Annotated in this window: 25 protein-coding genes and 1 pseudogene; 23 read left to right on the top strand and 3 right to left on the bottom strand. The window is 63.0% G+C overall.

The features are described 5' to 3' along the window. Position 1: 1 nt before the first annotated feature. On the bottom strand, positions 2-883 hold the full coding sequence (gene nifH, locus K2U94_RS17115) for a nitrogenase iron protein (protein ID WP_243068366.1): 882 nt from the start codon (positions 881-883) through the stop codon (positions 2-4). 408 nt (positions 884-1291) lie between these two features. Between nifH and K2U94_RS17120 the strand changes: the two genes are divergently transcribed. From K2U94_RS17120 to K2U94_RS17140, 5 genes and pseudogenes are all read left to right on the top strand, one after another. Next, positions 1292-1723 carry a response regulator gene (locus tag K2U94_RS17120; protein WP_243068367.1) on the top strand — a complete coding sequence of 144 codons (432 nt, stop codon included), beginning with the start codon at positions 1292-1294 and terminating at the stop codon, positions 1721-1723. 14 nt (positions 1724-1737) lie between these two features. Then, positions 1738-2172 (top strand): ArsC/Spx/MgsR family protein, encoded by a 435-nt coding sequence (locus tag K2U94_RS17125; RefSeq protein WP_243068368.1) that lies wholly within the window; start codon positions 1738-1740, stop codon positions 2170-2172. After that, a complete protein-coding gene (locus tag K2U94_RS17130) occupies positions 2169-3785 on the top strand; it encodes a SagB/ThcOx family dehydrogenase (RefSeq protein WP_243068369.1) in 1617 nt (538 codons plus the stop codon). Before K2U94_RS17125 ends, K2U94_RS17130 begins: the two co-directional genes overlap by 4 nt. A gap of 92 nt (positions 3786-3877) precedes the next feature. Continuing rightward, positions 3878-4012, top strand: a pseudogene (locus tag K2U94_RS17135) (ankyrin repeat domain-containing protein); the annotation flags it as partial. Positions 4013-4064: 52 nt separating this feature from the next. After that, positions 4065-4244: a hypothetical protein gene (locus K2U94_RS17140; RefSeq protein WP_243068370.1), complete on the top strand. Its 180-nt coding sequence runs from the start codon at positions 4065-4067 to the stop codon at positions 4242-4244. An 83-nt stretch (positions 4245-4327) separates the two neighbouring features. Here K2U94_RS17140 and K2U94_RS17145 read toward each other — a convergent pair whose 3' ends face one another. Both K2U94_RS17145 and grxD read right to left on the bottom strand, forming a co-directional pair. Next, a complete protein-coding gene (locus K2U94_RS17145) occupies positions 4328-4678 on the bottom strand; it encodes a (2Fe-2S) ferredoxin domain-containing protein (RefSeq protein WP_243068371.1) in 351 nt (116 codons plus the stop codon). Further along, positions 4675-5010, bottom strand: coding sequence for a Grx4 family monothiol glutaredoxin (grxD, locus tag K2U94_RS17150; protein ID WP_243068372.1), 336 nt, complete (start codon positions 5008-5010; stop codon positions 4675-4677). The genes K2U94_RS17145 and grxD overlap by 4 nt, the downstream gene beginning before the upstream one ends. 238 nt (positions 5011-5248) lie before the next feature. Here grxD and K2U94_RS17155 point away from each other — a divergent pair, with 238 nt between their 5' ends. From K2U94_RS17155 to K2U94_RS17240, 18 genes are all read left to right on the top strand, one after another. After that, positions 5249-5737: a tetratricopeptide repeat protein gene (locus K2U94_RS17155; RefSeq protein ID WP_243068373.1), complete on the top strand. Its 489-nt coding sequence runs from the start codon at positions 5249-5251 to the stop codon at positions 5735-5737. 132 nt (positions 5738-5869) lie between these two features. Then, complete coding sequence (sufB, locus tag K2U94_RS17160; protein ID WP_243068374.1) at positions 5870-7333, top strand: Fe-S cluster assembly protein SufB; 1464 nt, start codon at positions 5870-5872, stop codon at positions 7331-7333. After that, positions 7333-8082 (top strand): Fe-S cluster assembly ATPase SufC, encoded by a 750-nt coding sequence (gene sufC / locus K2U94_RS17165; protein WP_243068375.1) that lies wholly within the window; start codon positions 7333-7335, stop codon positions 8080-8082. The genes sufB and sufC overlap by 1 nt, the downstream gene beginning before the upstream one ends. Before the next feature lie 7 nt (positions 8083-8089). Then, positions 8090-9376, top strand: coding sequence for a Fe-S cluster assembly protein SufD (gene sufD, locus K2U94_RS17170; protein WP_243068376.1), 1287 nt, complete (start codon positions 8090-8092; stop codon positions 9374-9376). Then, positions 9366-10619, top strand: coding sequence for a SufS family cysteine desulfurase (locus K2U94_RS17175; protein ID WP_243068377.1), 1254 nt, complete (start codon positions 9366-9368; stop codon positions 10617-10619). Before sufD ends, K2U94_RS17175 begins: the two co-directional genes overlap by 11 nt. Continuing rightward, positions 10616-10978: an iron-sulfur cluster assembly protein gene (locus K2U94_RS17180; RefSeq protein WP_336606174.1), complete on the top strand. Its 363-nt coding sequence runs from the start codon at positions 10616-10618 to the stop codon at positions 10976-10978. Before K2U94_RS17175 ends, K2U94_RS17180 begins: the two co-directional genes overlap by 4 nt. Before the next feature lie 20 nt (positions 10979-10998). Further along, positions 10999-11427 (top strand): Rieske (2Fe-2S) protein, encoded by a 429-nt coding sequence (locus K2U94_RS17185; RefSeq protein ID WP_243068378.1) that lies wholly within the window; start codon positions 10999-11001, stop codon positions 11425-11427. 120 nt (positions 11428-11547) lie between these two features. After that, complete coding sequence (locus K2U94_RS17190; protein ID WP_243068379.1) at positions 11548-12300, top strand: hypothetical protein; 753 nt, start codon at positions 11548-11550, stop codon at positions 12298-12300. A 34-nt stretch (positions 12301-12334) separates the two neighbouring features. Then, positions 12335-12658: a heme-degrading protein HmuQ gene (gene hmuQ, locus K2U94_RS17195; protein ID WP_243068380.1), complete on the top strand. Its 324-nt coding sequence runs from the start codon at positions 12335-12337 to the stop codon at positions 12656-12658. Between the two features lie 11 nt (positions 12659-12669). After that, the gene (modD, locus tag K2U94_RS17200; RefSeq protein WP_243068381.1) at positions 12670-13515 is read left to right on the top strand and encodes a ModD protein; all 846 of its coding nucleotides are present in this window, start codon (positions 12670-12672) and stop codon (positions 13513-13515) included. Between the two features lie 25 nt (positions 13516-13540). Continuing rightward, on the top strand, positions 13541-13777 hold the full coding sequence (locus K2U94_RS17205) for a hypothetical protein (RefSeq protein ID WP_243068382.1): 237 nt from the start codon (positions 13541-13543) through the stop codon (positions 13775-13777). A gap of 14 nt (positions 13778-13791) precedes the next feature. Beyond that, positions 13792-15582, top strand: a complete 1791-nt coding sequence (gene nifA, locus K2U94_RS17210; protein WP_243068383.1) for a nif-specific transcriptional activator NifA — start codon at positions 13792-13794, stop codon at positions 15580-15582. A 118-nt stretch (positions 15583-15700) separates the two neighbouring features. Then, entirely contained in the window at positions 15701-16462 is a 762-nt protein-coding gene (locus tag K2U94_RS17215; RefSeq protein WP_243068384.1) for a 4Fe4S-binding leucine-rich repeat protein, read from the top strand. Between the two features lie 347 nt (positions 16463-16809). Then, a complete protein-coding gene (locus K2U94_RS17220) occupies positions 16810-17661 on the top strand; it encodes an electron transfer flavoprotein subunit beta/FixA family protein (RefSeq protein WP_243068385.1) in 852 nt (283 codons plus the stop codon). Between the two features lie 24 nt (positions 17662-17685). Further along, complete coding sequence (locus K2U94_RS17225) at positions 17686-18792, top strand: electron transfer flavoprotein subunit alpha/FixB family protein (RefSeq protein ID WP_243068386.1); 1107 nt, start codon at positions 17686-17688, stop codon at positions 18790-18792. Positions 18793-18809: 17 nt separating this feature from the next. Then, the gene (locus tag K2U94_RS17230; protein WP_243068387.1) at positions 18810-20117 is read left to right on the top strand and encodes an FAD-binding protein; all 1308 of its coding nucleotides are present in this window, start codon (positions 18810-18812) and stop codon (positions 20115-20117) included. Positions 20118-20147: 30 nt separating this feature from the next. Continuing rightward, on the top strand, positions 20148-20447 hold the full coding sequence (locus K2U94_RS17235; protein ID WP_425332531.1) for a ferredoxin family protein: 300 nt from the start codon (positions 20148-20150) through the stop codon (positions 20445-20447). A 66-nt stretch (positions 20448-20513) separates the two neighbouring features. Continuing rightward, complete coding sequence (locus K2U94_RS17240) at positions 20514-21950, top strand: coniferyl aldehyde dehydrogenase (protein ID WP_243068389.1); 1437 nt, start codon at positions 20514-20516, stop codon at positions 21948-21950. Positions 21951-22013: the final 63 nt, after the last annotated feature.

Here is a 22013-nt window from a genome sequence, read left to right on the forward strand (position 1 = left end):
ATTAGGCCGTCAGTTCCGCGGCGGTCTTGCCGACCTGGCTTTCGTCGACAGCCTTCATGATGCCGTGCTCCATGAGCAGGTCTTCCAGCTCGTCCATGGTGATCGGGGTCGGGATCGTGCCGTTGCCGGCATTGCCGTGGACCTTGGTCGCCAGGTTGCGATAGTGCTGGGCCTGCTGGGAGTCGGGAGCATATTCCACGACCGTCATGCGGCGCAGTTCGGCGTGCTGCACGATATTGTCGCGGGGCACGAAGTAGATCAGCGAGGTGCCGAGCTTCGCAGCCAGCGATTCCGCCAGTTCGAGTTCCTTGTCGGTCTGGCGCTCGTTGCAGACCAGCCCGCCCAGGCGCACGCCGCCGGAATTGGCGTATTTCAGAATGCCCTTGGAGATGTTGTTGGCCGCATACATGGCCATCATCTCGCCGGACATGACGATGTAGATTTCCTGAGCCTTGTTCTCACGGATCGGCATCGCGAAACCGCCGCAGACCACGTCGCCGAGGACGTCATAGGAGACGTAGTCAGCGTCGTCATAAGCGCCGTTTTCCTCGAGGAAGTTGATCGAGGTGATGACGCCGCGGCCAGCGCAGCCGACGCCGGGCTCCGGACCACCGGACTCGACGCAACGGATGTCGCGGAAGCCGACCTTCATCACGTCTTCGAGTTCGAGATCCTCGACCGAACCTGCGGCGGCGGCGAGCGACAGGATGGTGTCCTGGGCCTTGGCATGCAGGATCAGGCGGGTCGAGTCAGCCTTGGGGTCGCAGCCGACGATGAGGATCTTCTGACCCATTTCCGCGAGAGCGGCGAGGGTGTTCTGGGAGGTGGTGGACTTGCCGATGCCGCCCTTGCCGTAGAAGGCGATCTGTCTCAAGCTAGACATTGATAGCTCCTTAAAATTGTGACCGTGTGGCGTTAACTTCGCGCGTACTGCGCGGAGACTGTTTCTCGTTTGCTAGAAACGGACCCGCTTTGACGGGAAGGAACGCAGCGCTCGTCTCGCGTCTACGTGCGTTCAGCCCTCACTCGCCGTTCCGCCGACTAGGACTGCAACGGGCGTGCCAGAAAATTTTTATTTCCACTTTGTTGTTTTTAAATGCGTTACTGACACAGGTACCTAACTATTTTGTCGGGAAAGAACACGACAACGCCGTCACGGCTGCGGCAAACAAGACACGATTGTCGCAAATTCAGGGCCTTGCGCCCCAGCCGGAACGAAATTTGCTTTTTCGCCATGGGTCGGCGCAGCGGTATGTTCCGGCCATCAGTGTTTTTTATCAGAGAGGCGGCGATGCAGATTGGCGTTGAGACTTCCAAAGCGGTCGACCAGCGGCGGGTGTTTGTCGTCGACGAGGACGAAGTCACCCGAGCGGTGTTGCAATTCATGCTTCATGACGAGATCGAGACCCACGAACTCGTCTCGCCGGACGAGGCTTTCGAAAAAGGTCAAGACTGGCTTAAGCCCGATCTGGTCCTCCTCGGAATCTCCTGGATTCAAAAGAACGGCGTGGGCGTCCTGAGCGCCTTTAATAAAGCCTATCCTGGCGTCCGCATCCTGATCGTTTGCGGCAAGGATGAAGAAAAGCTCGCGGTCGAGGCGATGCAGGCGGGCGCCCACGGCGCCATCGTCAAGCCTTTGACCATCGAGGCCGTGCGCAAGAAGGTCGACACCGTGCTTGGCCGCGGCGGGGCCGCGCCGCTCGTCCAGCTCAATATCATCTGAATGCCTGGAAGCCGATGACCCGCGTGATTTTCTATGAAAAGCCAGGCTGTGGCACGAACCGCAAGCAGAAGGCGATGCTCGCCGCCGCCGGCCACGCGGTTGACGAACGCAATCTCCTGACCGAGCCCTGGACCGAAGAGCGTCTGCTCGGCTTTCTCGGCGACATGCCGGTCTCGGCCTGGTTCAACCCGGCGGCGCCGCGGGTGAAAACGGGCGAGATCGACCCCGCGGCCGCCACGGCGGCCGAGGCGCTCGCTTTGATGATCAAAGAGCCGCTGCTGATCCGCCGGCCGCTGATCGAGGCGGGCGGACAGCGCTGCGCCGGTTTCGACAAGGAGCCGGTCCTGTCGCTACTCGGACAAAACGAAGGCCTTGAAGCGGCGCAGGGCTGCTCCCGTCCCGCCGGCCCGCCCTGCCCCGCGCCCGGCGCAAAAGCGCAAGTCGAATGATGTCGAATAAGGCGCTGCTCTATCACGAGCGAACCAAACATCGCTTTGCCGGCTACGCCAAGGGGCCGGACACTCTGGATTGGGAAATGCAGCCCAATCCATTCCGCACCTTTGACGGCGCCGCGCAAGTCGAGCTACCCTTGGCCCCGGAGAACATTTTCGCGCCTGCGCTGAATGTGAATTCCATCGGCGCCCTGCTGCATCTCGCCATGGGCCTCTCGGCCTGGAAGGAATTCGGCCCCGACCGTTGGGCTTTGCGCTGCAATCCGTCGAGCGGAAACCTCCATCCGACCGAAGCTTATGTTCTGGCGGAGGGAATCGCCGGCCTCGACGACGGGCTCTACCATTATGTTTCGCGCGATCACGTCCTCGAACAAAGGCGGCGCGACGATTCTGGACAAAATTCCGACAATCCGCGCCTGTGGATCGGCCTGTCCTCGATCCATTGGCGCGAGGCGTGGAAATATGGCGAGCGCGCCTTTCGTTATTGCCAGCTCGACCTCGGCCATGCGCTCGGCGCCTTCGCTTATGCGGCCCAGGCGCTCGGCTGGCGGGCGCGCGCGATCGAAAATCTCGACAGCGCCTTCATCGCCGCCCGCCTCGGCCTCGACCGCGACGAGGATTTCGGCCGCGCCGAGCGCGAGGACCCCGACGCCTTGTTGCAGATTTGTCTGGAGCCAGACTCGGCGCCCGCCACGCCCAAACCGAAAGCCGGCGTCTGGGCGGGCAAGGCCAATCTGCTCGACCGCCGGCCGATGTATCGCTGGCCGGTGATCGACGAGGTTTCGCAAGCGACGCTTCGTTCCCCTCTCCCCACAAGCGAGGAGACGGCGAGGGACAGCGCTGCTGGCGGCAATATCGAGGCTAGTCGCCCGAACTCTCTTCCGATAGCCCGCCGAGAGACCGCCGGCGAGGGCGAAAAACCCTGGTCCGGCGCCGATCTGATCCTGCAGCGGCGCAGCGCGCAACATTTCGACGCGCGCCACATCATGCCGGCGGAGGATTTTTTTTCCATCCTCCAAAGCCTCCTGCCGCAGGAGCGCGCGCCCTGGACCGTCTGGGATTTTCCCCCGGCCGTCCATCCCATCCTGTTCGTCCATCGCGTCGGCGAGGTCGAACCGGGCCTCTACGCCCTGCCGCGCCATTCGCAGGCCTTGGCGCTTTTGCGACAATTGCTCGATCCCGAATTCGTCTGGTCGCGCGTCGCCGGCGCCCCGGATGAGCTGCCGCTGTTTCAACTCCGGGCCGGCGACGCGCGCGGCGCGGCGCGGCGCCTGTTCTGTAACCAGGCGATCGCCTCGGACTGCTGTTTCGGCATGGCGATGCTGGCTGAATTCGACGCGGTCGAACGAGATCCCTGGACCTATCGCCGCCTCCATTGGGAGGCCGGCCTGATCGGCCAGGCCCTTTATCTCGAAGCCGAGGGTTTCGGCTTGCGCGGCACCGGCGTCGGTTGTTTCTTCGACGACGAAACCCACGCCTTCCTCGGCATGAAATCGACGCAGCTGCAAACGATCTATCATTTCACGATCGGCGCGCCGCTCAACGATACGCGCATCGCGACCGAGCCCGCCTATCCGCAGAAACAGCGCCCGAAAGCTTTCGCCCCATGATCGACGATTCCGCTCTGCTCGCCTGGCTTCGGCACGAAGGCTTTTCAAGCGACGACATCAACGCCCGCGTCGCCAATGCGACAACGCCGCTGATGCGCGCCGCGCTGAAAGGCGACTGCGACATGGCGAAGAAAATTCTCGGGAACGGCGCCGACCCCACCCTGTGCAACGCCGACGGCAACAACGCTTTATGGCTCGCCTGCGTCGAACGTCATCTCGACATGATCGACCTGCTGATCGAAGCCGGGATCGACATCGACAATCGCAACGACAGCGCTGATGTATGCTTCTTCCTCCGGCCGCACCGAAGTCGTCGCCCATCTGCTGGCGCGCGGCGCCGACATCAGGCCCGAGACGCTGGACGGCTTTTCCGCCATGGACATGGCCAGCAATATCGAAATCCTGAACGTGCTGCGCGCGGCGCATAAGAAGGCGCGGGCGCAAAGCGCCAGCGCATAAAAAAGCGGGAAGCGATCCGGAAGGGCTTGCGGTCCCCGGCGCTTCCCGCTCGTCCGGCGACATGCGCCGGACGTCAAGCTTTTTCAGCGTTGCAGCACCACCACCAGGCGCTCGACCAACTGGCCGCCCTTGAGATGGGTTTCGACGATTTCGTCGACGTCTTCCGGCGTCTTGGGCGCATACCAGACGCCTTCGGGATAGACCACCATCAGCGGGCCGGCGCGGCAGAAGCCGAGGCAGCCAGATGGCGTAAAGCCGACGTCGGCGAGGCCTCCGGCCTCGATCTGACGCCCCAGGCGATCCCATAAAGGCTGGGCGCCCTGCGCGCCGCAGGAGCCGCGCGGATGTCCCGACGGACGCTGGGTGAAACAGGCGAAGACATGACGTTTATAGAGTTGCGGGACGTCGGCGAAAGTCGCGGTTTCCGTGCTCATGCCTCGACCTTCTCCACGCCCTTGTCGGCGAAGAGCTGCGTGAGTTCGCCGGACGCGGCCATTTCGCGCACAATGTCGCAACCGCCGACGAATTCGCCTTTCACATAGAGCTGCGGAATGGTCGGCCAGTTCGAAAACTCTTTGATGCCTTCGCGGACGAAAGGATCGGCGAGAACATTCACCGCCTGATATTTCACCCCGAAAGCGCCCAGCACCTGAACCACGGCGGCGGAGAAGCCGCATTGCGGCTGGGCCGGAACGCCTTTCATGAACAGAACCACATCGGCGCCGTCGATAATCGACTTGATGCGTTCTCCAGTTTTTTCCGTCATCGGAGCGACCTTTCCATTGGCTCGCCCATCCGGGCGAAGCGAATTATGCGCGGACTTCATTGCCCGCTCGCATCATGCGATGCAAAAGCGGGACCATGACAAAGCCCCGCGCCGCGGCGAAAGGCCGGGAAAGGGCGCGTCGCTTGTGCGACAGAGCCTTTGTCCGAAACGCGACGCGCCGCCCCGGCCCCGCTTTTGCAGGCCTGCGAGCCGAAACCTCCCGTCTGGAAAAAGCGCAATGATCGTTCCCTTTCCCGCTCCCGAGAGCGACCCCATCAATTTCGGCGACCTTCCCCCCGCCATCGACGACCTGCTGCAGAAGGGTGTGATCGCCTATCGGCGCGATTTCGCTTTGGCGGAAAAATTTTTCCGCGAGGCGCTCGCGGCCGGCCCGGACGAACTGCCGACTTTCTTCTGTCTCTATAAAATCCACACCTATCATGGCAATCTCGACGAGGCGCGCGCCGTGGCCCTCGCCGGCATGCTGAAAGCCGTGCGTCAGGCCGGCTGGCCGGACGATTTTCGCGAATGGGTCCCGCAGCCCGAGATCTCCGACGGACCCGCGCGTTTCGCGCTTTATACCTTGAAGGCCCTGGCTTTCATCCATTTGCGCCGCGACGAGAGGGCGGCGGCGGAGGAAATCCTCGACGCCTTGCGCAAGCTCGACCCGACCGGCGCAGTCGGCTGGCCGGTCGTCGCAGAACTCGCGGCGGGAGTCGCGCGCTGAAAAAGCGCGCTGAACAAGATGGCGCCTCGCTTGCATTCCTCCTGCAGGGCGCCGCGCCGCACAATGAAAGCTGCGGCACGAGCCGAGGCAAGCCTCTGATCGGCAAATATTTTCGTAGGTCGGAAGTGTGACATGAGCGAAGAAACGGATACCCTTCAGGATCTCGCAGACCGTAAATACAAATACGGCTTCGTGTCCGATATCGAGTCCGATCTCGCGCCGAAGGGCCTGAGTGAAGAGGTTATCCGCTTCATCTCGGCGAAAAAGGAAGAGCCGGACTGGCTCCTCCAATATCGGCTCGACGCGTTCCGCCGCTGGCAGGCGCTCGAAGAGCCGCACTGGGCCAAGCTGCATTATCCCAAGATCGACTTCCAGGACGCCTATTATTACGCGGCGCCCAAGAGCGAGAAGGAAGGCCCGAAAACCATCGACGAAGTCGATCCGGAATTGCTGCGCACCTATGAAAAGCTCGGCATTCCCCTCCACGAGCAGGAGGTTCTCGCTGGCGTTCAGGTGCGCAAGGTCGCGGTGGACGCGGTGTTCGATTCCGTCTCCGTCGTCACCACCTTCAAGGAAGAGCTCGCCAAGGTCGGCGTGATTTTCTGCCCGATCTCCGAGGCGCTCAAAACCCATCCCGATCTGGTCAAGCAATATCTCGGTTCGGTGGTGCCGGCGACCGACAATTTCTACGCCACGCTGAATGCCGCGGTCTTTTCCGAAGGCTCCTTCGTCTACATCCCGCCGGGCGTGCGCTGCCCGATGGAATTGTCCACCTATTTCCGCATCAACGCCGCCAAATCCGGCCAGTTCGAGCGCACGCTCATCATCGCCGACAAGGGCTCCTACGTCTCCTATCTCGAAGGCTGCACCGCGCCCCAGCGCGACGAAAACCAGCTCCATGCGGCGGTGGTCGAACTGGTCGCGATGGAAGACGCCGAGATCAAATATTCCACTGTGCAGAACTGGTTTCCCGGCGACGAAAACGGCAAGGGCGGCATCTATAATTTCGTCACCAAGCGCGGCGACTGCCGCGGGGCGAATTCCAAAATTTCCTGGACCCAGGTCGAGACCGGCTCGGCCATCACCTGGAAATATCCGTCCTGCATTCTGCGCGGCGACAATTCGGTCGGCGAATTCTATTCGATCGCCATCGCCAACAATTACCAGCAGGCCGACACCGGCACCAAGATGCTGCATCTCGGCAAGAACACGACCAGCCGCATCATCTCCAAGGGCATTTCGGCCGGCAAGGCGCAGAACACCTATCGCGGCCTCGTCAGCATCCATGCCAAGGCGGACGGCGCGCGCAATTTCACCCAATGCGACTCGCTGCTGCTCGGCGACCAGTGCGGCGCCCATACCGTGCCCTACATCCAGTCGAAAAATCCAAAGGCCATTCTGGAGCACGAAGCGACCACGTCGAAAATCTCCGACGACCAGCTTTTCTACTGCCTTTCCCGCGGCATCCCCACGGAGGAAGCGGTGGCTCTGATCGTCAATGGCTTCTGCCGCGAAGTGTTGCAGCAATTGCCCATGGAATTCGCTGTCGAGGCGCAAAAGCTCGTCGGCATCAGCCTCGAAGGGAGCGTTGGATAATGCTTGAGATCAAGAACCTTCACGTCAACGTTCACGGCAAGGAAATCTTGAAGGGCCTTTCGCTGAAGGTCCCGCCGGGCGAAGTCCATGCGATCATGGGCCCGAACGGCGCCGGCAAGTCCACGACCTCCTATACGCTCGCCGGCCGCGCCGGCTATGAGGTGACCGGCGGCGAAATCGACTTTTTCGGCGAGGACGTCACGGCGCTTTCGCCCGAAGAGCGCGCGGCGAAAGGCATCTTTCTCGCCTTCCAATATCCGATGGAAATTCCCGGCGTCTCGAGCATGAATTTCCTCAAGACCGCGATGAACAGCCAGGCCAAATTACGCGGCGAGCCTGAACTCGACGCGGCGCAATTCCTGCGCACCGTGCGCGCGGCGGCGAAGGAGCTGAACATTTCGGAAGACATGCTCAAACGCCCGCTCAACGTCGGCTTTTCCGGCGGCGAGAAGAAGCGCAACGAGACCCTGCAGATGGCTTTGCTGAAGCCGAAGCTGGCGATTCTCGACGAAATGGATTCCGGCCTCGACATCGACGCGCTGAAGCTGGTCGCGGAAGGCGTCAACAAGCTGCGCGCGCCGGACCGCTCCTTCCTAGTCATCACCCATTACCAGCGCCTGCTCGATTATATCGTGCCCGACGTCATTCACATTCTCTCGGGCGGAAAGATCGTGCTGTCGGGCGACAAAAGCCTGGCGCTGCAGCTCGAAGAAAATGGCTACGACGCCGTCATCAACAAGGCCGCGTGAGGGCGAAATGGCAAAGGTGGTTTCGCTCGACAATCTCCTCGCCAGCGCGGCCGCAAGGCGCAGCGAAGCCGCGCCCTGGCTCGGCGCCCTGATCGACGAGGCGACGGAAAAATTCGCCCATGCCGGTCTGCCGAACCGCCGCAACGAGGCCTGGCGTTATTCGGACCTCGCCAAGGCGTTGCACGAGACGGTGAAGCTCGAGTCCGGCTTCGACGCCCCGCCCGCGCTGGCGGAAGCCTGCGTAGCCGCCTTCGAGGATGGCGTGCTGGACGAGGCCAAATCCTCCTATGGCGCCATGGGCGCGCAGAGCCTGCGCAAGATCCTGGGCGAGAAGGATTCCCCCTTCGCCGCGATCATCGGCCGCGTCAATCCCCAGGCCGATCATCCGATCATCAATCTCAATACCGCACTCATGGAGGAAGGGCTCGTGCTGCGCGTGCCCGCCGGCGTCATCCTCGCGACCCCGCTCCGTCTGCGTTTCAACTGGACCGGCGCGGACCCGCAGTCGGAGGACGGCCGCCATCTGCGCATCCTGATCGTGCTGGAGGACGGCGCGCAGGCGACTTTGTTCGAATCCCATGACGGCGCCCCGAGTTTCGCGACCGTGGTGACCGAAGTAAGCCTCGCCACCAACGCCAAGCTCACTCATGTCCGGCTGGAAAATTTTGCCGCGACCGCCCGCCAGACGGCGGCGACCGTCGGCGAGATCGGCGAAAAGGCGCTTTATCGCGGTTTCTATTTCACACAGGGCGGCCATTTCGCCCGCCACGAGGCGCTGTTGAAGCTCGCAGGCGAGGAGGCCCATGCCGGCATCGACGCCGCCTATATGGTCGCCGACAGGCGCCATTGCGACAATACCACCGTGTTCGACCACGCGGTTCCGAACACCACGTCGAACCAGGTGTTCCGCGGCGTGCTCACTGGCTCCTCGCGGGGCGTCTATCAGGGCTGCGTGAAGGTCGCGCAGGGCGCGCAAAAGACGGATGCGCGCCAACTCTCCCGCGCCATGCTGCTTTCCCATCGCTCCGAGATCGTCACCAAGCCCGAGCTTGAAATCTTTGCCGACGACGTGAAATGCAGCCACGGCGCCACGGCCGGCGAACTCGACGCCAACGCCTTGTTCTTCCTGCGCGCGCGCGGCATCCCCGAGGCGGAGGCGCGGGCCATGCTGGTCGAGGCCTTTCTGGTCGAGGCGATGGACACGATCGAGAGCGAGACGATGCGCGAACTTGTCACGAATTGCGCGCGGCTGTGGATGAAGCGCCACGCGGGCGAGGCCTCGCATGTCGAATAAAGCCCTTGCGCTGAACCCGGCCGCGCCGGCTTTCGACGTCAACGCCGCGAGGATGGATTTCCCCATCCTTTCGCGCCTCGTCCATAACAAGCCGCTGGTCTATCTCGACAATGGCGCCTCAGCGCAGAAGCCGAAAGTGGTTCTGGACGCCATCCTGTCCGGCTATTCCGACACCTATGCCAATGTCCATCGCGGCGCCCATTTCCTCTCCAACGAATCGACCAACCTGTTCGAAAAGGCGCGCGAATCCTGCCGCTGCTTCGTGAACGCCGAACGCGTCGAGGAAATCGTCTTCACCAAGGGCGGAACCGAGGCGATCAATCTGGTCGCGTCGAGCCTCGGCGCGGAAATCGGCGAAGGCGATGAAATCGTGATCTCCGAAATGGAGCATCACTCCAATATCGTGCCGTGGAATTTTCTGCGCGAACGCAAAGGCGCGAAGCTGATCTGGGCGCCTCTTGCCGCGGACGACAGTTTCGATCTGGAAGCCTTCGCCAAACTGCTGACGAAGAAGACCAGGATCGTCGCGATTACCCATATGTCGAATGTGCTCGGCACGGTCACGCCGATCGCGGATATCATCCGCCTCGCCCATGCCGCCGGCGCCAAGGTCCTGATCGACGGCTGCCAGGGCTCGGTCCATGAAATCGTCGACGTGCAGGCGCTCGACGTCGATTTCTATGTCACCACCGGCCACAAGCTTTACGGGCCTTCGGGCATAGGCTTCCTCTACGGCAAATACGAATTGCTGGAGGCGATGCAGCCCTACCAGGGCGGCGGCGAAATGATCGCCGACGTGTTCCGCGACGTCGTCACTTACGCCGCGCCGCCGCATCGTTTCGAGGCCGGCACGCCGCCGATCGTCGAAGCGATCGGCCTCGGCGTCGCGCTGGATTATCTCCAAAACCTCGACCGCGCGGGAATCGCCGCTCATGAGGCGGCCCTGCTCGCTCATGCGACCGAAGAAATCGACAGGATCGGCAAGGTCCGCATTTTCGGCCGCGCGCCCAACAAGGGCGCGATCGTGACCTTCGACGTCGAAGGCGCTCATCCCCAGGATGTGTCGATGATCCTCGACCGCGCCGGCGTCGCGGTGCGCGCCGGCTCGCATTGCGCCCAGCCCCTGATGACCAAGCTGGGCCTGACGGCTTCCGCCCGCGCCTCCTTCGCGCTCTACAACACCCATGAAGAGGTCGAGGCCCTGGTCAAGGGCATCCGCCGCGTATTGGAGCTGTTTGCATGATCGACGGCCATACGCCCGCCATGGCGCCAGAGCCGGTCGAACTGCCCGAATGGACCGGCGATCTCGAATCCGACGTGATCGCCGCGATCCGCACGGTGTTCGATCCGGAAATCCCGGTCAATGTCTATGACCTCGGCCTGATCTACCGCCTCGATCTTTCGAACCCGGAACTGATCGAGGTCGACATGACCCTCACCGCGCCTGGCTGCCCGGTCGCCGGCGAAATGCTGAACCAAGTGCGCAAGGCCGTGCTCCTCGCGCCCGGAACCAAGGCGGCCAAGGTCAATCTGGTGTTCGATCCGCCCTGGGACGCCCAGAGAATGTCCGACGAGGCCAAGCTCGAACTTGGCATGTTCTGAAATCTTGACAGGAGTCCGCCATGGACGAGCTCTACGCGATCTGCCAGACCTTCGAAATTGACGACAATGACGCCAGAAGTTTCGTTCTGAAAAAGGCGGGCGGCGAGGATGGCGAAGGCGTCGCTTGGCCGATCATCATCTCCCGCAAGGGAAACAATTATTACGGCTTCGAAAACGCATGCCCCCATCAGGGCCTGCAACTCGGCGCCGGCGGCGCCGAAGTGATGGACGACGAGGGCAATTTCCTGGTCTGCCGCCATCATGGCGCGCAATTCGATATCGACAGCGGCAAATGTTTTTCCGGCCCCTGCCAGGGCAAGGAGCTGACGCCGATTGCGATCGTCGTGGACGACGGCGACGTTTGCATCACCGGCGTCGAACTCGCCGAAGAGGATGGCCTCGACCTGCCTGATTCCGACATGCCCGAAGTCGTGATCACCGGCGACTGAATTCCGCCAGCCCGGAGGCGTCATGGCGAGCGAAGCGAACCAATCCGGTCATCGGCCGGATCCTCCTCGCAATGACGACGCGGGCCTCATCCCATCCAATCCGTTCCGGAGCCGAACGCCATGACCGACAACGCGGAACTCATCCGGCGCAAACAGGCGATCAATCTCGCCGTGGTCCATACCGACGCGGAGGCCTTCGTCGCCGCTTTTCCGGGATGGCTGGAAATCACCGCCTTCATCAGCGCCTTGCGCGCGGGAACGGCCGAACCACCGGCCGACGGCGTTACGCCGAAATTGACCCCGCAGCAACTCAAGAGCGGTGGCGTGCTCCATGTCGCCAGGGACGCCTTGTTTTCATTCTGCATGACCGCCTCGCTCAAAGGCGACAAGGCGGCGATCGACAAGGTCGATGCGGGACTCAAACAGCTTTATGGCGACGATTTCCCCGGCGCCGTCGCTTTGTGGAGCTTCCGCTCGCCGATCGCCGAACCGATGTCGCTCGAAGACCATGTCGGCCAGGCCGCGCAGAAAATGCTGAACGACGAACCGCCGCCGCCGCCGATGCGGGCGGCGGAGAACTGGACAACGGGCCTGCGTTTCCTGGAAAAGGCGCGCAAGTCCAATTTCCCGCAGGAGATCATCTATCCGCTGGCTTTGTGGACCCGGGGAAAATGGAGCGAGACGCTGGAAAAAGGCGTCGCTTTCCTGCATCACATCGAGGACAATGTGCCGGTGCTGCGCGAGGCGCTTGACGAGCCCCGTAATGACGAGCCATTTATCGCCAATATTCTGTTGAAAATGGCCCCGGCCGTCGATCGCGAACTCAATGACGAAGCTCAGGGCTTCCTCAAGTCATTGGCGCGACGCGGCTGACCGGCCGTCCAGCGGACCGACTTCTGGAGTTCCCATGACTTTCATCGCCATGAACCGTTTTCGCGTCGCGCGCGGCCGTGAGGCGGATTTTGAGGAGGTCTGGCGGAACCGTCAGACCGACTTGCCCGCCATGCCCGGCTTTGTCGTCTTCCACCTTCTGCGGGGGCCGAGCGACGAGCAGGCGACGCTTTTCGTCTCCCACACCATCTGGGAGACGCAGAAACATTTCGAAGACTGGACCCGTTCGGAGGCCTTCCGCCGCGCCCATTCCGGCGCGCCGAAAACCAAGGGAATTTATCTCGGGCCCCCGCAGTTCGAAGGGTTCGAGGCAGTCGCCGAGACGACCCGGCCGGCCTGAACAACTTTCCCATGGCTTCCAGCATTCCGCGCGCCGAACTGGAGCGCCTGCTTTTCGACGACGCCCCGCATGGCGATCTGACCACGGAAACGCTTGGTCTCGCCGACCGGCCGGGCGTCATGCGCTTCGCCGCGCGCGAAAAAATGGTGGCGGCGTTGACGGCGGAGGCGGCGACAATTCTCGAACTCGCGGGCGCGCGGGTCGAGCTTTGCGTCGCGGACGGACAGAGCCTTGAAAGCGGCGCTGAAATCCTATGCGCGCGCGGCCCGGCGGGCGCGCTGCTGCGCGGCTGGAAGGTCGCGCAAACGCTGATCGAAATCTGGGCCGGCGTCGCGACGTCGGCGCGCGCCATCGTCGAGGCCGCCGGCGCCGTCTCGCCCGGCGTCTGCGTCGCCTGCACCCGCAAAAACATTCCCGGCGTGAAGAATTTCGCCATCGCCGCGGTCAAGGCCGGCGGCGCCGTGATGCACCGGCTCGGACTGTCCGAAACAATCCTCGTTTTTCCCGAACATCGCGCCTTCCTGCAAAACGAATCGCTTGCCGATCTGGTCGCGCGGATGCGGGCGTCGGCGCCAGAGAAAAAGCTCGTCATCGAGGTCAGGAACGCTTCGGAAGGCGCAGCGGCCGCGCAGGCCGGCTTCGACGTGATCCAGGCGGAGAAATTCTCGCCCATGCAAATCGCCGAACTCGCGGCGGCGACGCGCGATCTCGCGCGTCCTCCGGTGATCGCCGCCGCCGGGGGCGTCAAGGCCGACAATGCGCGCGACTATGTGCTGGCCGGCGCGCGACTGCTGGTGACGTCGGCTCCCTATCATGCGCCGCCCCGCGACGTTTCGGTGCGGATATCGGCCGAATGAAGCCTGGCTTTCGCTTGTGTTAAACATGTTTCTGGAACGCTTCAAACAAAGCGCGCCTTTTGTTCAGTTTGCGACAAATATGGGCGGTAGCGTCTGGACCTGCTTGTTTTTTGATGTTTCAAAGGCGACATCGCAGGCTTATTTTGAATCGACAAAGGCAAAGCAGGTGGCTGGACCTGCGCGACGCGAACGTGGCGCCTTCCGTTCGCGTAATGTGTGCCGTTTGCGTGGAGAAGACGATCTTTCGGGCTGCGCCAATTGATCGGGAGCCGCATGATGGCCTCAGCAGATAAAGTACTCTATACCCCCGCCTATAAGGACGTGGCTTTGGCGGGGATTTACGAAATCTCCAAAATCCTGACCGGAGCCCAATCGCTGGAGCGCACGCTCGGCGCGGTGATCGCCGTGCTCTCGTCCTTCATGCAGATGCGTCGCGGCTTCATCCTCGCGCTCGACGACGACGGCGAGCCGGAAATCACCGCCTCTTCCGACGCTTCGCCGAAGCCGAACGGCGCCAAGACGCTACTGCCGCAAAAAGTCATCGACCATATTGTCGCGACCGGCGTGCCGCTGGTGATCGAGGACATTTCGACCCATTCCTATTTCACCGGCACGGCCTATCGCCATCTGCTGCCGCCGATGACCAAGGTCTCGTTCCTCGGCGTGCCGATCAAGGTGGACGGCGTCGCCAAGGGCACGCTCACCGTCGATCGCGAATGGAACAACAAGCTCGACTTCCGCCTCGAAGACGACGTTCGCATGCTGGCCATGGTGGCCAATCTGGTCGGCCAGGCGATGCGCATGCATTTCCTGATCGCGCGCGACCGCGACCGCCTCATCAAGGAGCAGCACCGGCTCGAAAAACAGCTCACCGACGTCCGCTCCATGGCGCCGAAACCATCGCCGCGCGGAAAATCCGATTTCATTCTCGGCGAGAGCCCGGCGATCAGGACCTTGCTCCAACACATCGAAATCGCCGCGCGCTCCAACGCCACCGTGCTGCTGCGCGGCGAGACCGGCACCGGCAAGGAACTTTTCGCACGCGCGATCCATGAGAATTCTCCGCGTGCGAAGGGGGCTTTCGTCAAGGTCAATTGCGCCGCTCTGCCGGAAAGCGTGATCGAATCGGAATTGTTCGGCCACGAGAAGGGTTCGTTCACCGGCGCGGTCAACCAGCGCATCGGCCGTTTCGAGCTTGCCAATGGCGGCACCCTGTTTCTGGACGAAATCGGCGAGATTTCCGCCTCGTTCCAGGCCAAGCTGCTGCGCGTTCTGCAGGAAGGCGAATTCGAGCGCGTCGGCGGAACCAAGACCCTCAAGGTGGACGTGCGCATCGTCTGCGCCACCAATCGCAATCTCGAAGAGGCCGTCGCGAAAGGCGACTTCCGCGCTGACCTCTATTACCGCATCAATGTCGTCACGCTGCTCACGCCGCCCTTGCGCGAAAGGCCCGGCGATATCGTGATCCTCGCAAAGAAATTCCTCGAACAATTCACGCAGGAGAATGGCGTCGATCACGAATTTTCCACGCGCGCGCTCGACATACTGGCCAATTGCGCCTTTCCGGGCAACGTGCGCGAATTGGAAAATTGCGTCCGCCGCACCGCGACGCTGGCGATCGGCGAAGAGATTCTCGAATCCGACCTCGCCTGCTGGCAGGGCTGCTGTCTTTCCGCGACCTTGTGGAAGGGCCATAACAATCTTGTCGGCCTCCATCCCCATCCGCAAGCTCAGCCGACCATGCCGACCGTGACGGCCAAATCGAAGGCGCCGCCGCCCGCGCCGCCGCCCGTGAATGAAAGCGAACTGCCGGCGGAGATCGCGGCGGCCGCGAATGTCTGCGCCGATCATGCGCTCGAAGCCATGGAGCGCGGCCTGCCGCACGAATGTCCGGCTCCCGACAACTGTCCGGTCGTTCACCCCGTCAAAAGCGAGCGCGAGCGGCTGATCGAGGCGCTGGACAAAACCGGCTGGGTTCAGGCCAAGGCCGCGCGCCTGCTCGGCCTGACGCCGCGCCAGATCGGCTACGCCTTGCGCAAGCAGAACATCGACATCAAGAAATTCTGATTTCCCCTGTTTCTCCCGAGCGACTTGGCTCACGGGCGCAAGCCCGTGAGTTTTTGTCGTGAAAATTGGCGCATGCCTTGCACCCGTGTCGCGCGACGCGACAGTCAAGAGGCGGAGCATGGCGACGACGGAAGAGACGGAGGCCGCGACCGATTGGACGGGCCGGCCCTTCTCCTGCCAGGACTGCCCCCACAAGGATTTGCGCGCGGGCGGGCGCTGTGTGCTCGGCCGCATTTGCGTACGCGACAAACGCTCCAAGCGCATCGATCGCTTCTTCGCGCAAAATCAGGAACTCGCCGGAGATTATCTCAACCATCTCTATTTCGAGGTGCGCGCGCTCGCCGCCAAATACGCCAATCCTTTCCAGATCGCGCGGCTGATGAAGGACCGCGAGCCGGAAGTGCGCGCCATGGCCGCTCTGCGCCTGCCGATCGCAAAAGTGCGCGAGATGCGGATCGACAAGGACCGCGCCGTGCGCATCGCCTGCGCCCTGCGTCTCGATGGCGCCGATCTCGTCGCCATGGCCCATGACGAGGACGAGCATGTCCGCCTCACCGTGGCGCGTCGGCTCGATCCCGCCGTGCTCCCTATCATGTTCGACGATCCTTCAGCGACGGTGCGCCGCTATATCGTCGGGCGCCTGCCGCCCGAACGCCTTTACACCATGCTGCATGACCCGGACGCTTTGGTGCGGCGCGAGGCGGCCGAGCGTATTTCGCCCGACGCCCTGGGCCAACTCGTCCGCGACCCCGATCTGCGCGTGCGCTTCATGGTCGCCGACCGCGCGCCGCGCGAGATCGCGCTCAAATTGATTGACGACGAGGATGAGGAAGTCGCGCGGCGCGCGCGCGAAAGGCTGCGCGAAGGCCCTTCTGCGTGAAACTCTCGCGCTGGAAAGGCGCGAAGAATCGTGCGTCAAGCCGCTGACGCGGCGCCCCGAGCAGATCACGAGCGCGTCGCGCGGTGGCATGGCCGAGGCCAGGCTCGCGCCGACAGGACGAACGCCGGACAATCTGGAAGCCTTTCGGAAATCGCGCCCAACACTTCTGTAGCAATGCCGACAGGTTCGTCCTGGGGCGCACGCGCAATGAAACGATCCCCCAATATTAATATATATTTTTCAATATGTTGATGATCAAAAGCCGGTTGGTATGGAGCTTGCGACGTCTGCTGCGAAACCAGGCGCTCCCGTTTTGCACATCGCGGCTGAAGCCGCCGGAGGCTCATATGCATTTTGTCGTCTGCATCAAACAGGTTCCGGATTCGGCGCAGATCCGCGTCCATCCGGTCACCAACACGATCATGCGGCAAGGCGTGCCCACGATCATCAATCCTTACGACCTGTTCTCGCTCGAAGAGGCCCTGCGGCTCCGCGACAAGGTCGGCGGCGAAGTAACTGTCCTGACCATGGGCCCGCCCATGGCCGCCGATTCCCTGCGCAAGGCGCTCACCATCGGCGCCGACCGCGCGGTGCTGCTGACCGACCGCTTCTTCGCCGGCTCGGACACGCTCGCCACCACTTATGCGCTCGCCCAGGCGATCCGCAAGATCGGCGAAACTTTCGGCAAGCCGGACATCGTCTTCGCCGGCAAGCAGACCATCGACGGCGACACCGCCCAGGTCGGCCCCGGCATCGCCAAGCGTCTCGACATGCTGCAGCTCACCTATGTTTCGGCAATCACCGAACTCGATCAGGAAAACGGCTCGATCACGCTCGAGCGCCGCTCCGAGGGCGGCACGCAGGTGCTGAAATCGCAGCTCCCCTGCCTCATCACCATGCTCGAAGGCTCGAATATCGTGCGTCGCGGCAAGATCGACGACGCCTTGCGCGCCGCCCGGGCCGAAATCGTCACCTGGAACGCCAAGGACGCCGGCATCGAGGATCTGCAGCTCTGTGGCTTGCGCGGCTCGCCGACCGTGGTGAAGCGCGTGTTCGCGCCGCAGGCCCGCGCGGAAAAGGCCGCTTTGGTCGAAGTCGGGGCAACCCCTGCCGACACCGCCGAAGCTTTCATCGAAGCGATCTTCGCCAAGGCCCCCACGCTCGAGGCCGACATGACCAAGCTCGCTTCAGGATTTTGACGCCGCCGTTTTGAGGATGGGAACATGAGCGACCAGAAACCCGCGCCGCAGGCGGCAAGCAGCCGCGCTTCGATGAAGAAGGAGCTGCCGGAAAAATATCGCGACCACAAGCATGTCTGGGTCTTCATGGAGATGGAGCGCGGAATCGTGCATCCGGTCTCGTTCGAATTGCTCGGCGAAGGCCGCAAGCTCGCCGACAAGCTCGGCGTGGAGCTTGCCGGCGTGGTGATGGGCCCCCCCGGCGAAGACGTGAAACACGCCGCGCAAGAGGCTTTCGCCTATGGCGCCGACCTCTGCTACATCGTCGAAAATCCGGTGCTGGCGGACTATCGCAACGAGCCCTATTCCAAGGGCCTGACCCAGCTCGTGAACACCCACAAGCCGGAAATCCTGCTGCTCGGCGCGACCACGCTCGGCCGCGACCTCGCCGGCTCGGTCGCCACCACCCTGCTCACCGGCCTCACCGCCGACTGCACCGAGCTGAACGTCGACGACGACAAGTCGCTCGCCGCGACCCGCCCGACCTTCGGCGGCTCGCTACTGTGCACGATCTACACACTGAACTATCGCCCGCAGATGGCCACCGTCCGTCCGCGCGTCATGGCCATGCCCGAGCGTCAGGAAGGCCGCGCCGGCCGCGTCGTGTCGTTCCAGATCGACCTGACGGAATCGGACATCATTACCAAAATCCTGAGCTTCGTCCCGGACCGCGACTCCAGCAAGTCGAATCTCGCCTTCGCCGATATCGTGGTCGCCGGCGGCATGGGCCTGCAGAGCCCGGAAAATTATCAATTGGTGAAAAATCTGGCGTCGGTGCTCGGCGCGGAATTCGGCGCCTCGCGCCCGCTGATCCAGAAGGGCTGGATCACGTCGGATCGCCAGATCGGCCAGACCGGCAAGACCATCCGCCCCAAACTCTATATCGCCGCCGGCATTTCGGGCGCGATCCAGCATCGCGTCGGCGTCGAAGGCGCCGACCTGATTGTCGCGATCAACACCGACAAGAACGCGCCGATCATGGATTTCGCCCATCTCGGAATCGTCACCGACGCGATCCGCTTCCTGCCCGCGCTGACGGAAGCGTTCCGCAAGAGGCTTTCGCCCCATTCCAATGACCGGCTCGCCGGCTGATTCGCAGGAGTCGAAAAATGATCGAGGAAAAATTCGACGCGATCGTCATCGGCGCCGGCATGGCCGGCAATGCCGCAGCCTTCACCATGGCCTCGCGCGGCCTCAAGGTGCTTCAGCTCGAACGCGGCGAATATCCGGGTTCGAAGAACGTGCAGGGCGGCATTCTCTATGCCGACATGCTGGAAAAGATCATTCCGGAGTTCCGCAACGAGGCGCCGCTCGAACGTCGCCTGATCGAACAGCGCTTCTGGTTCATGACCGACAAGGCGCATACCGGCATGCATTATCGGTCGGAAGACTTCAACGAGGAGAAGCCGAACCGCTACACCATCATCCGTTCGCAGTTCGACCGCTGGTTCGCCAAACAGGCCCAGGAAAAGGGCGCGATCCTGCTGTGCGAGACCACTGCGATCGAGCTGATCCGCGACGCCTACGGCAAGGTGATCGGCGTGCGCACCGACCGCTCCGGCGGCCCCATCCACGCCGATGTCGTGGTGCTGGCGGAAGGCGTCAACGGCCTGCTGGGCACGCGTTCGGAACTGCGGCCGCGTCCCTCGGCCAGCCAGGTCGCGCTCGCCGTCAAGGAAATGCACTTCCTGCCGACCGAAGTCATCGAGCAGCGCTTCAACATCAAGGAAAGCGAAGGCGCCGTGATCGAGGCCGCCGGCACGATCTCCAACGGCATGGCCGGCATGGGCTTCATCTACACCAACAAGGAAAGCATCTCGATCGGCATCGGCTGCCTGGTTTCGGATTTCGCCGAAAGCGAAACCTCGCCTTCCCAGCTGCTTGACACCTTCAAGAAGCATCCCTCGGTCGCGCCGCTCATCGCCGGCGCCGAGGTCAAGGAATATGCCGCCCATCTCATTCCGGAAGGCGGCTACAAGGCGATACCGCAATTGTTCGGCGACGGCTGGGTGATCTGCGGCGACGCCGGCCAGCTCAACAACGCCATCCATCGCGAAGGCTCGAACCTCGCCATGACCTCTGGGCGCATCGCCGGCGAGGCGATCTTCCAGATCAAGTCGCGGCGCGAGCCGATGACCGCCGCCAATCTCTCGCTCTACAAGAAGATGCTGGAGGAGAGCTTCGTCCTCAAGGATCTGAAGAAGTACAAGGACATGCCCGAGCTTCTTCACACCCAGGCGCAGAACCTGTTCCTGACCTATCCGCAGCTTGTCTCCAGGGCGATGGAGAATTTCGTTCGCGTCGACGGCAAGCCGAAGATCGACAAGGAAAAGGACACTTTCACCCGTTTCCGCAAGGCGCGCGGAACATTCGGGCTGCTCGGCGACGCGTTCCGCCTCGCCCGCGCCTGGCGTTAATGAATTTCCTCTTTGCTAAGGGAGATGTCGATGTCACTCGAAGGCCAGTTCCAGAAGGTCGAGGAAAAACTTTTCCAGAACCGCTATTTGGTCGATTCCGGCCAGCCGCATATCCGCGTCGCGCCGCATGAAAAGCCGTCGAAAAACCTGCTGGCGATGACCCATCTGTGCCCGGCCGGCTGCTATTCGCAGGCGGAAACCGGTCAGGTGGAAATCACCGCCGACGGCTGCCTCGAATGCGGCACGTGCCGCGTTTTGTGTGAGGAATCCGGCGACATCACCTGGGATTATCCGCGCGGCGGCTACGGCATTCTCTTCAAATTCGGTTGACGCCGCCGCGCTCGCCAAGGACCGTCGGTCTGCTATAGTCGCGCCCATTGGTCGGGAGCGACGCGCATGCCTACGGATCCTATCGCGGCGGCAAGCCTCGCCAAACCAGCGGCCGAACTTCTGCAACGGCAGCGCCGGGCCTTCGCCGCTCATGGCGCGCCAAGCCTGGAGGAGCGCCGCGCCGACATTTCCCGCCTGCGCGACGCGGTGAAACGCGAGGCGGAAGCGATCGCCGCCGCCATCTCGGAGGATTTCGGCGGCCGCGCAAGGCAGGAAAGCCTGCTCGCGGACGTCTGGCCGGTCGTCGCCGCCGCGCGCCACGCCCTGCGGCATCTGCCGCAATGGATGAAAGCCAAGAGCGTCGCGGTCCCCCTGGAGCTCATGCCGGGCCGCGCCCGGATCCTGCCGCAACCGCTCGGCGCGGTCGGAATCATCGCGCCCGGGAACTATCCGGTCCAGCTCGCGCTCTCGCCGATGATCGCGGCGCTCGCCGCCGGGAATCGCGTCATGCTGAAACCCTCCGAGCTGACGCCGCGCACGTCCGAACTGCTGGCGAAAATGCTCGGGGAATCGTTCCCGGAGGAACAGGTCGCCGTCGTCCTCGGCGGCTCCGAGACAGGCGCGGCCTTCGCCAGCATGCCCTTCGACCATCTGTTCTTCACCGGCTCGACTGCGGTCGGTCGACGGGTGATGCAGGCCGCGGCGAAGAATCTCACGCCCGTTACGCTGGAGCTTGGCGGCAAGTCGCCCTGTATTCTCGGCCCCGACGCGGATCTCGCCGAAGCCGCCCTGCGCGTCGCCCATGGCAAATTGCTCAACGCCGGGCAGACCTGTATCGCGCCCGATTACGCTCTCGTCCCGCGGGAAAAATTGGAAGGCTTCGTCACGGCTTTTGCCGCGGCGGCCAAAAAACTCTATCCGAAGTTGCGCGCCAATCCGGATTACACCGCCATCATCAACGGGCAGAATTATGCGCGACTCGCGGCCGCGCTGGACGAGGCCCGCGCGGCGGGCGCCCGAATCGTCGCAGTCGACCCGGCCGACGAGGGCGACATGGCGGAAGTGCGCAAGATCGCGCCCACGCTGGTCATAGAGCCAGACGACGGCCTCACCCTGATGCGCGATGAGATTTTCGGCCCGATCCTGCCGGTCAAGGCCTATGACAGGCTCGACGCGGCCATCGCCTTCGTCAACGCCCGGCCGCGTCCCCTGGCGCTTTATTATTTCGGCGCGAGCGCGCGAGACCGCGACAAGGTGCTGGCCGGCGCCCATTCCGGCGGCGTCACGGTCAACGACACCCTGTCGCATATCGCCGTGGAAAACCTGCCCTTCGGCGGCGTCGGACCGTCGGGCCTCGGCGCCTATCACGGCGAAGACGGCTTCCGCGCCTTCTCGCACCGCAAGGGCGTGATGATCCAGGGGTCCCTGGATACCAAAAAGCTCCTGCGTCCGCCCTACGGGCGCCTTTTCGCGGCCACGATCCGCTTCATGATGTCGCGCTGAGCAGGCTTGCGCGCAAGCGCGTTCATGCCTTATCGCAAAAGCCGGAATCGGCCGGAAGGCTCG

The sequence above is a fragment of the Candidatus Rhodoblastus alkanivorans genome, from assembly GCF_022760755.1.
GTDB classification, from domain to species: Bacteria; Pseudomonadota; Alphaproteobacteria; order Rhizobiales; family Beijerinckiaceae; genus Rhodoblastus; species Rhodoblastus alkanivorans.

Coding starts and splice junctions, on each gene's coding strand:
- nifH (WP_243068366.1), bottom strand. CDS start 883: ATGTCTAGCTTGAGACAGATCGCCTTCTACGGCAAGGGCGGCATCGGC.
- K2U94_RS17120 (WP_243068367.1), top strand. CDS start 1,292: ATGCAGATTGGCGTTGAGACTTCCAAAGCGGTCGACCAGCGGCGGGTG.
- K2U94_RS17125 (WP_243068368.1), top strand. CDS start 1,738: ATGACCCGCGTGATTTTCTATGAAAAGCCAGGCTGTGGCACGAACCGC.
- K2U94_RS17130 (WP_243068369.1), top strand. CDS start 2,169: ATGATGTCGAATAAGGCGCTGCTCTATCACGAGCGAACCAAACATCGC.
- K2U94_RS17140 (WP_243068370.1), top strand. CDS start 4,065: ATGTATGCTTCTTCCTCCGGCCGCACCGAAGTCGTCGCCCATCTGCTG.
- K2U94_RS17145 (WP_243068371.1), bottom strand. CDS start 4,678: ATGAGCACGGAAACCGCGACTTTCGCCGACGTCCCGCAACTCTATAAA.
- grxD (WP_243068372.1), bottom strand. CDS start 5,010: ATGACGGAAAAAACTGGAGAACGCATCAAGTCGATTATCGACGGCGCC.
- K2U94_RS17155 (WP_243068373.1), top strand. CDS start 5,249: ATGATCGTTCCCTTTCCCGCTCCCGAGAGCGACCCCATCAATTTCGGC.
- sufB (WP_243068374.1), top strand. CDS start 5,870: ATGAGCGAAGAAACGGATACCCTTCAGGATCTCGCAGACCGTAAATAC.
- sufC (WP_243068375.1), top strand. CDS start 7,333: ATGCTTGAGATCAAGAACCTTCACGTCAACGTTCACGGCAAGGAAATC.
- sufD (WP_243068376.1), top strand. CDS start 8,090: ATGGCAAAGGTGGTTTCGCTCGACAATCTCCTCGCCAGCGCGGCCGCA.
- K2U94_RS17175 (WP_243068377.1), top strand. CDS start 9,366: ATGTCGAATAAAGCCCTTGCGCTGAACCCGGCCGCGCCGGCTTTCGAC.
- K2U94_RS17180 (WP_336606174.1), top strand. CDS start 10,616: ATGATCGACGGCCATACGCCCGCCATGGCGCCAGAGCCGGTCGAACTG.
- K2U94_RS17185 (WP_243068378.1), top strand. CDS start 10,999: ATGGACGAGCTCTACGCGATCTGCCAGACCTTCGAAATTGACGACAAT.
- K2U94_RS17190 (WP_243068379.1), top strand. CDS start 11,548: ATGACCGACAACGCGGAACTCATCCGGCGCAAACAGGCGATCAATCTC.
- hmuQ (WP_243068380.1), top strand. CDS start 12,335: ATGACTTTCATCGCCATGAACCGTTTTCGCGTCGCGCGCGGCCGTGAG.
- modD (WP_243068381.1), top strand. CDS start 12,670: ATGGCTTCCAGCATTCCGCGCGCCGAACTGGAGCGCCTGCTTTTCGAC.
- K2U94_RS17205 (WP_243068382.1), top strand. CDS start 13,541: ATGTTTCTGGAACGCTTCAAACAAAGCGCGCCTTTTGTTCAGTTTGCG.
- nifA (WP_243068383.1), top strand. CDS start 13,792: ATGGCCTCAGCAGATAAAGTACTCTATACCCCCGCCTATAAGGACGTG.
- K2U94_RS17215 (WP_243068384.1), top strand. CDS start 15,701: ATGGCGACGACGGAAGAGACGGAGGCCGCGACCGATTGGACGGGCCGG.
- K2U94_RS17220 (WP_243068385.1), top strand. CDS start 16,810: ATGCATTTTGTCGTCTGCATCAAACAGGTTCCGGATTCGGCGCAGATC.
- K2U94_RS17225 (WP_243068386.1), top strand. CDS start 17,686: ATGAGCGACCAGAAACCCGCGCCGCAGGCGGCAAGCAGCCGCGCTTCG.
- K2U94_RS17230 (WP_243068387.1), top strand. CDS start 18,810: ATGATCGAGGAAAAATTCGACGCGATCGTCATCGGCGCCGGCATGGCC.
- K2U94_RS17235 (WP_425332531.1), top strand. CDS start 20,148: ATGTCACTCGAAGGCCAGTTCCAGAAGGTCGAGGAAAAACTTTTCCAG.
- K2U94_RS17240 (WP_243068389.1), top strand. CDS start 20,514: ATGCCTACGGATCCTATCGCGGCGGCAAGCCTCGCCAAACCAGCGGCC.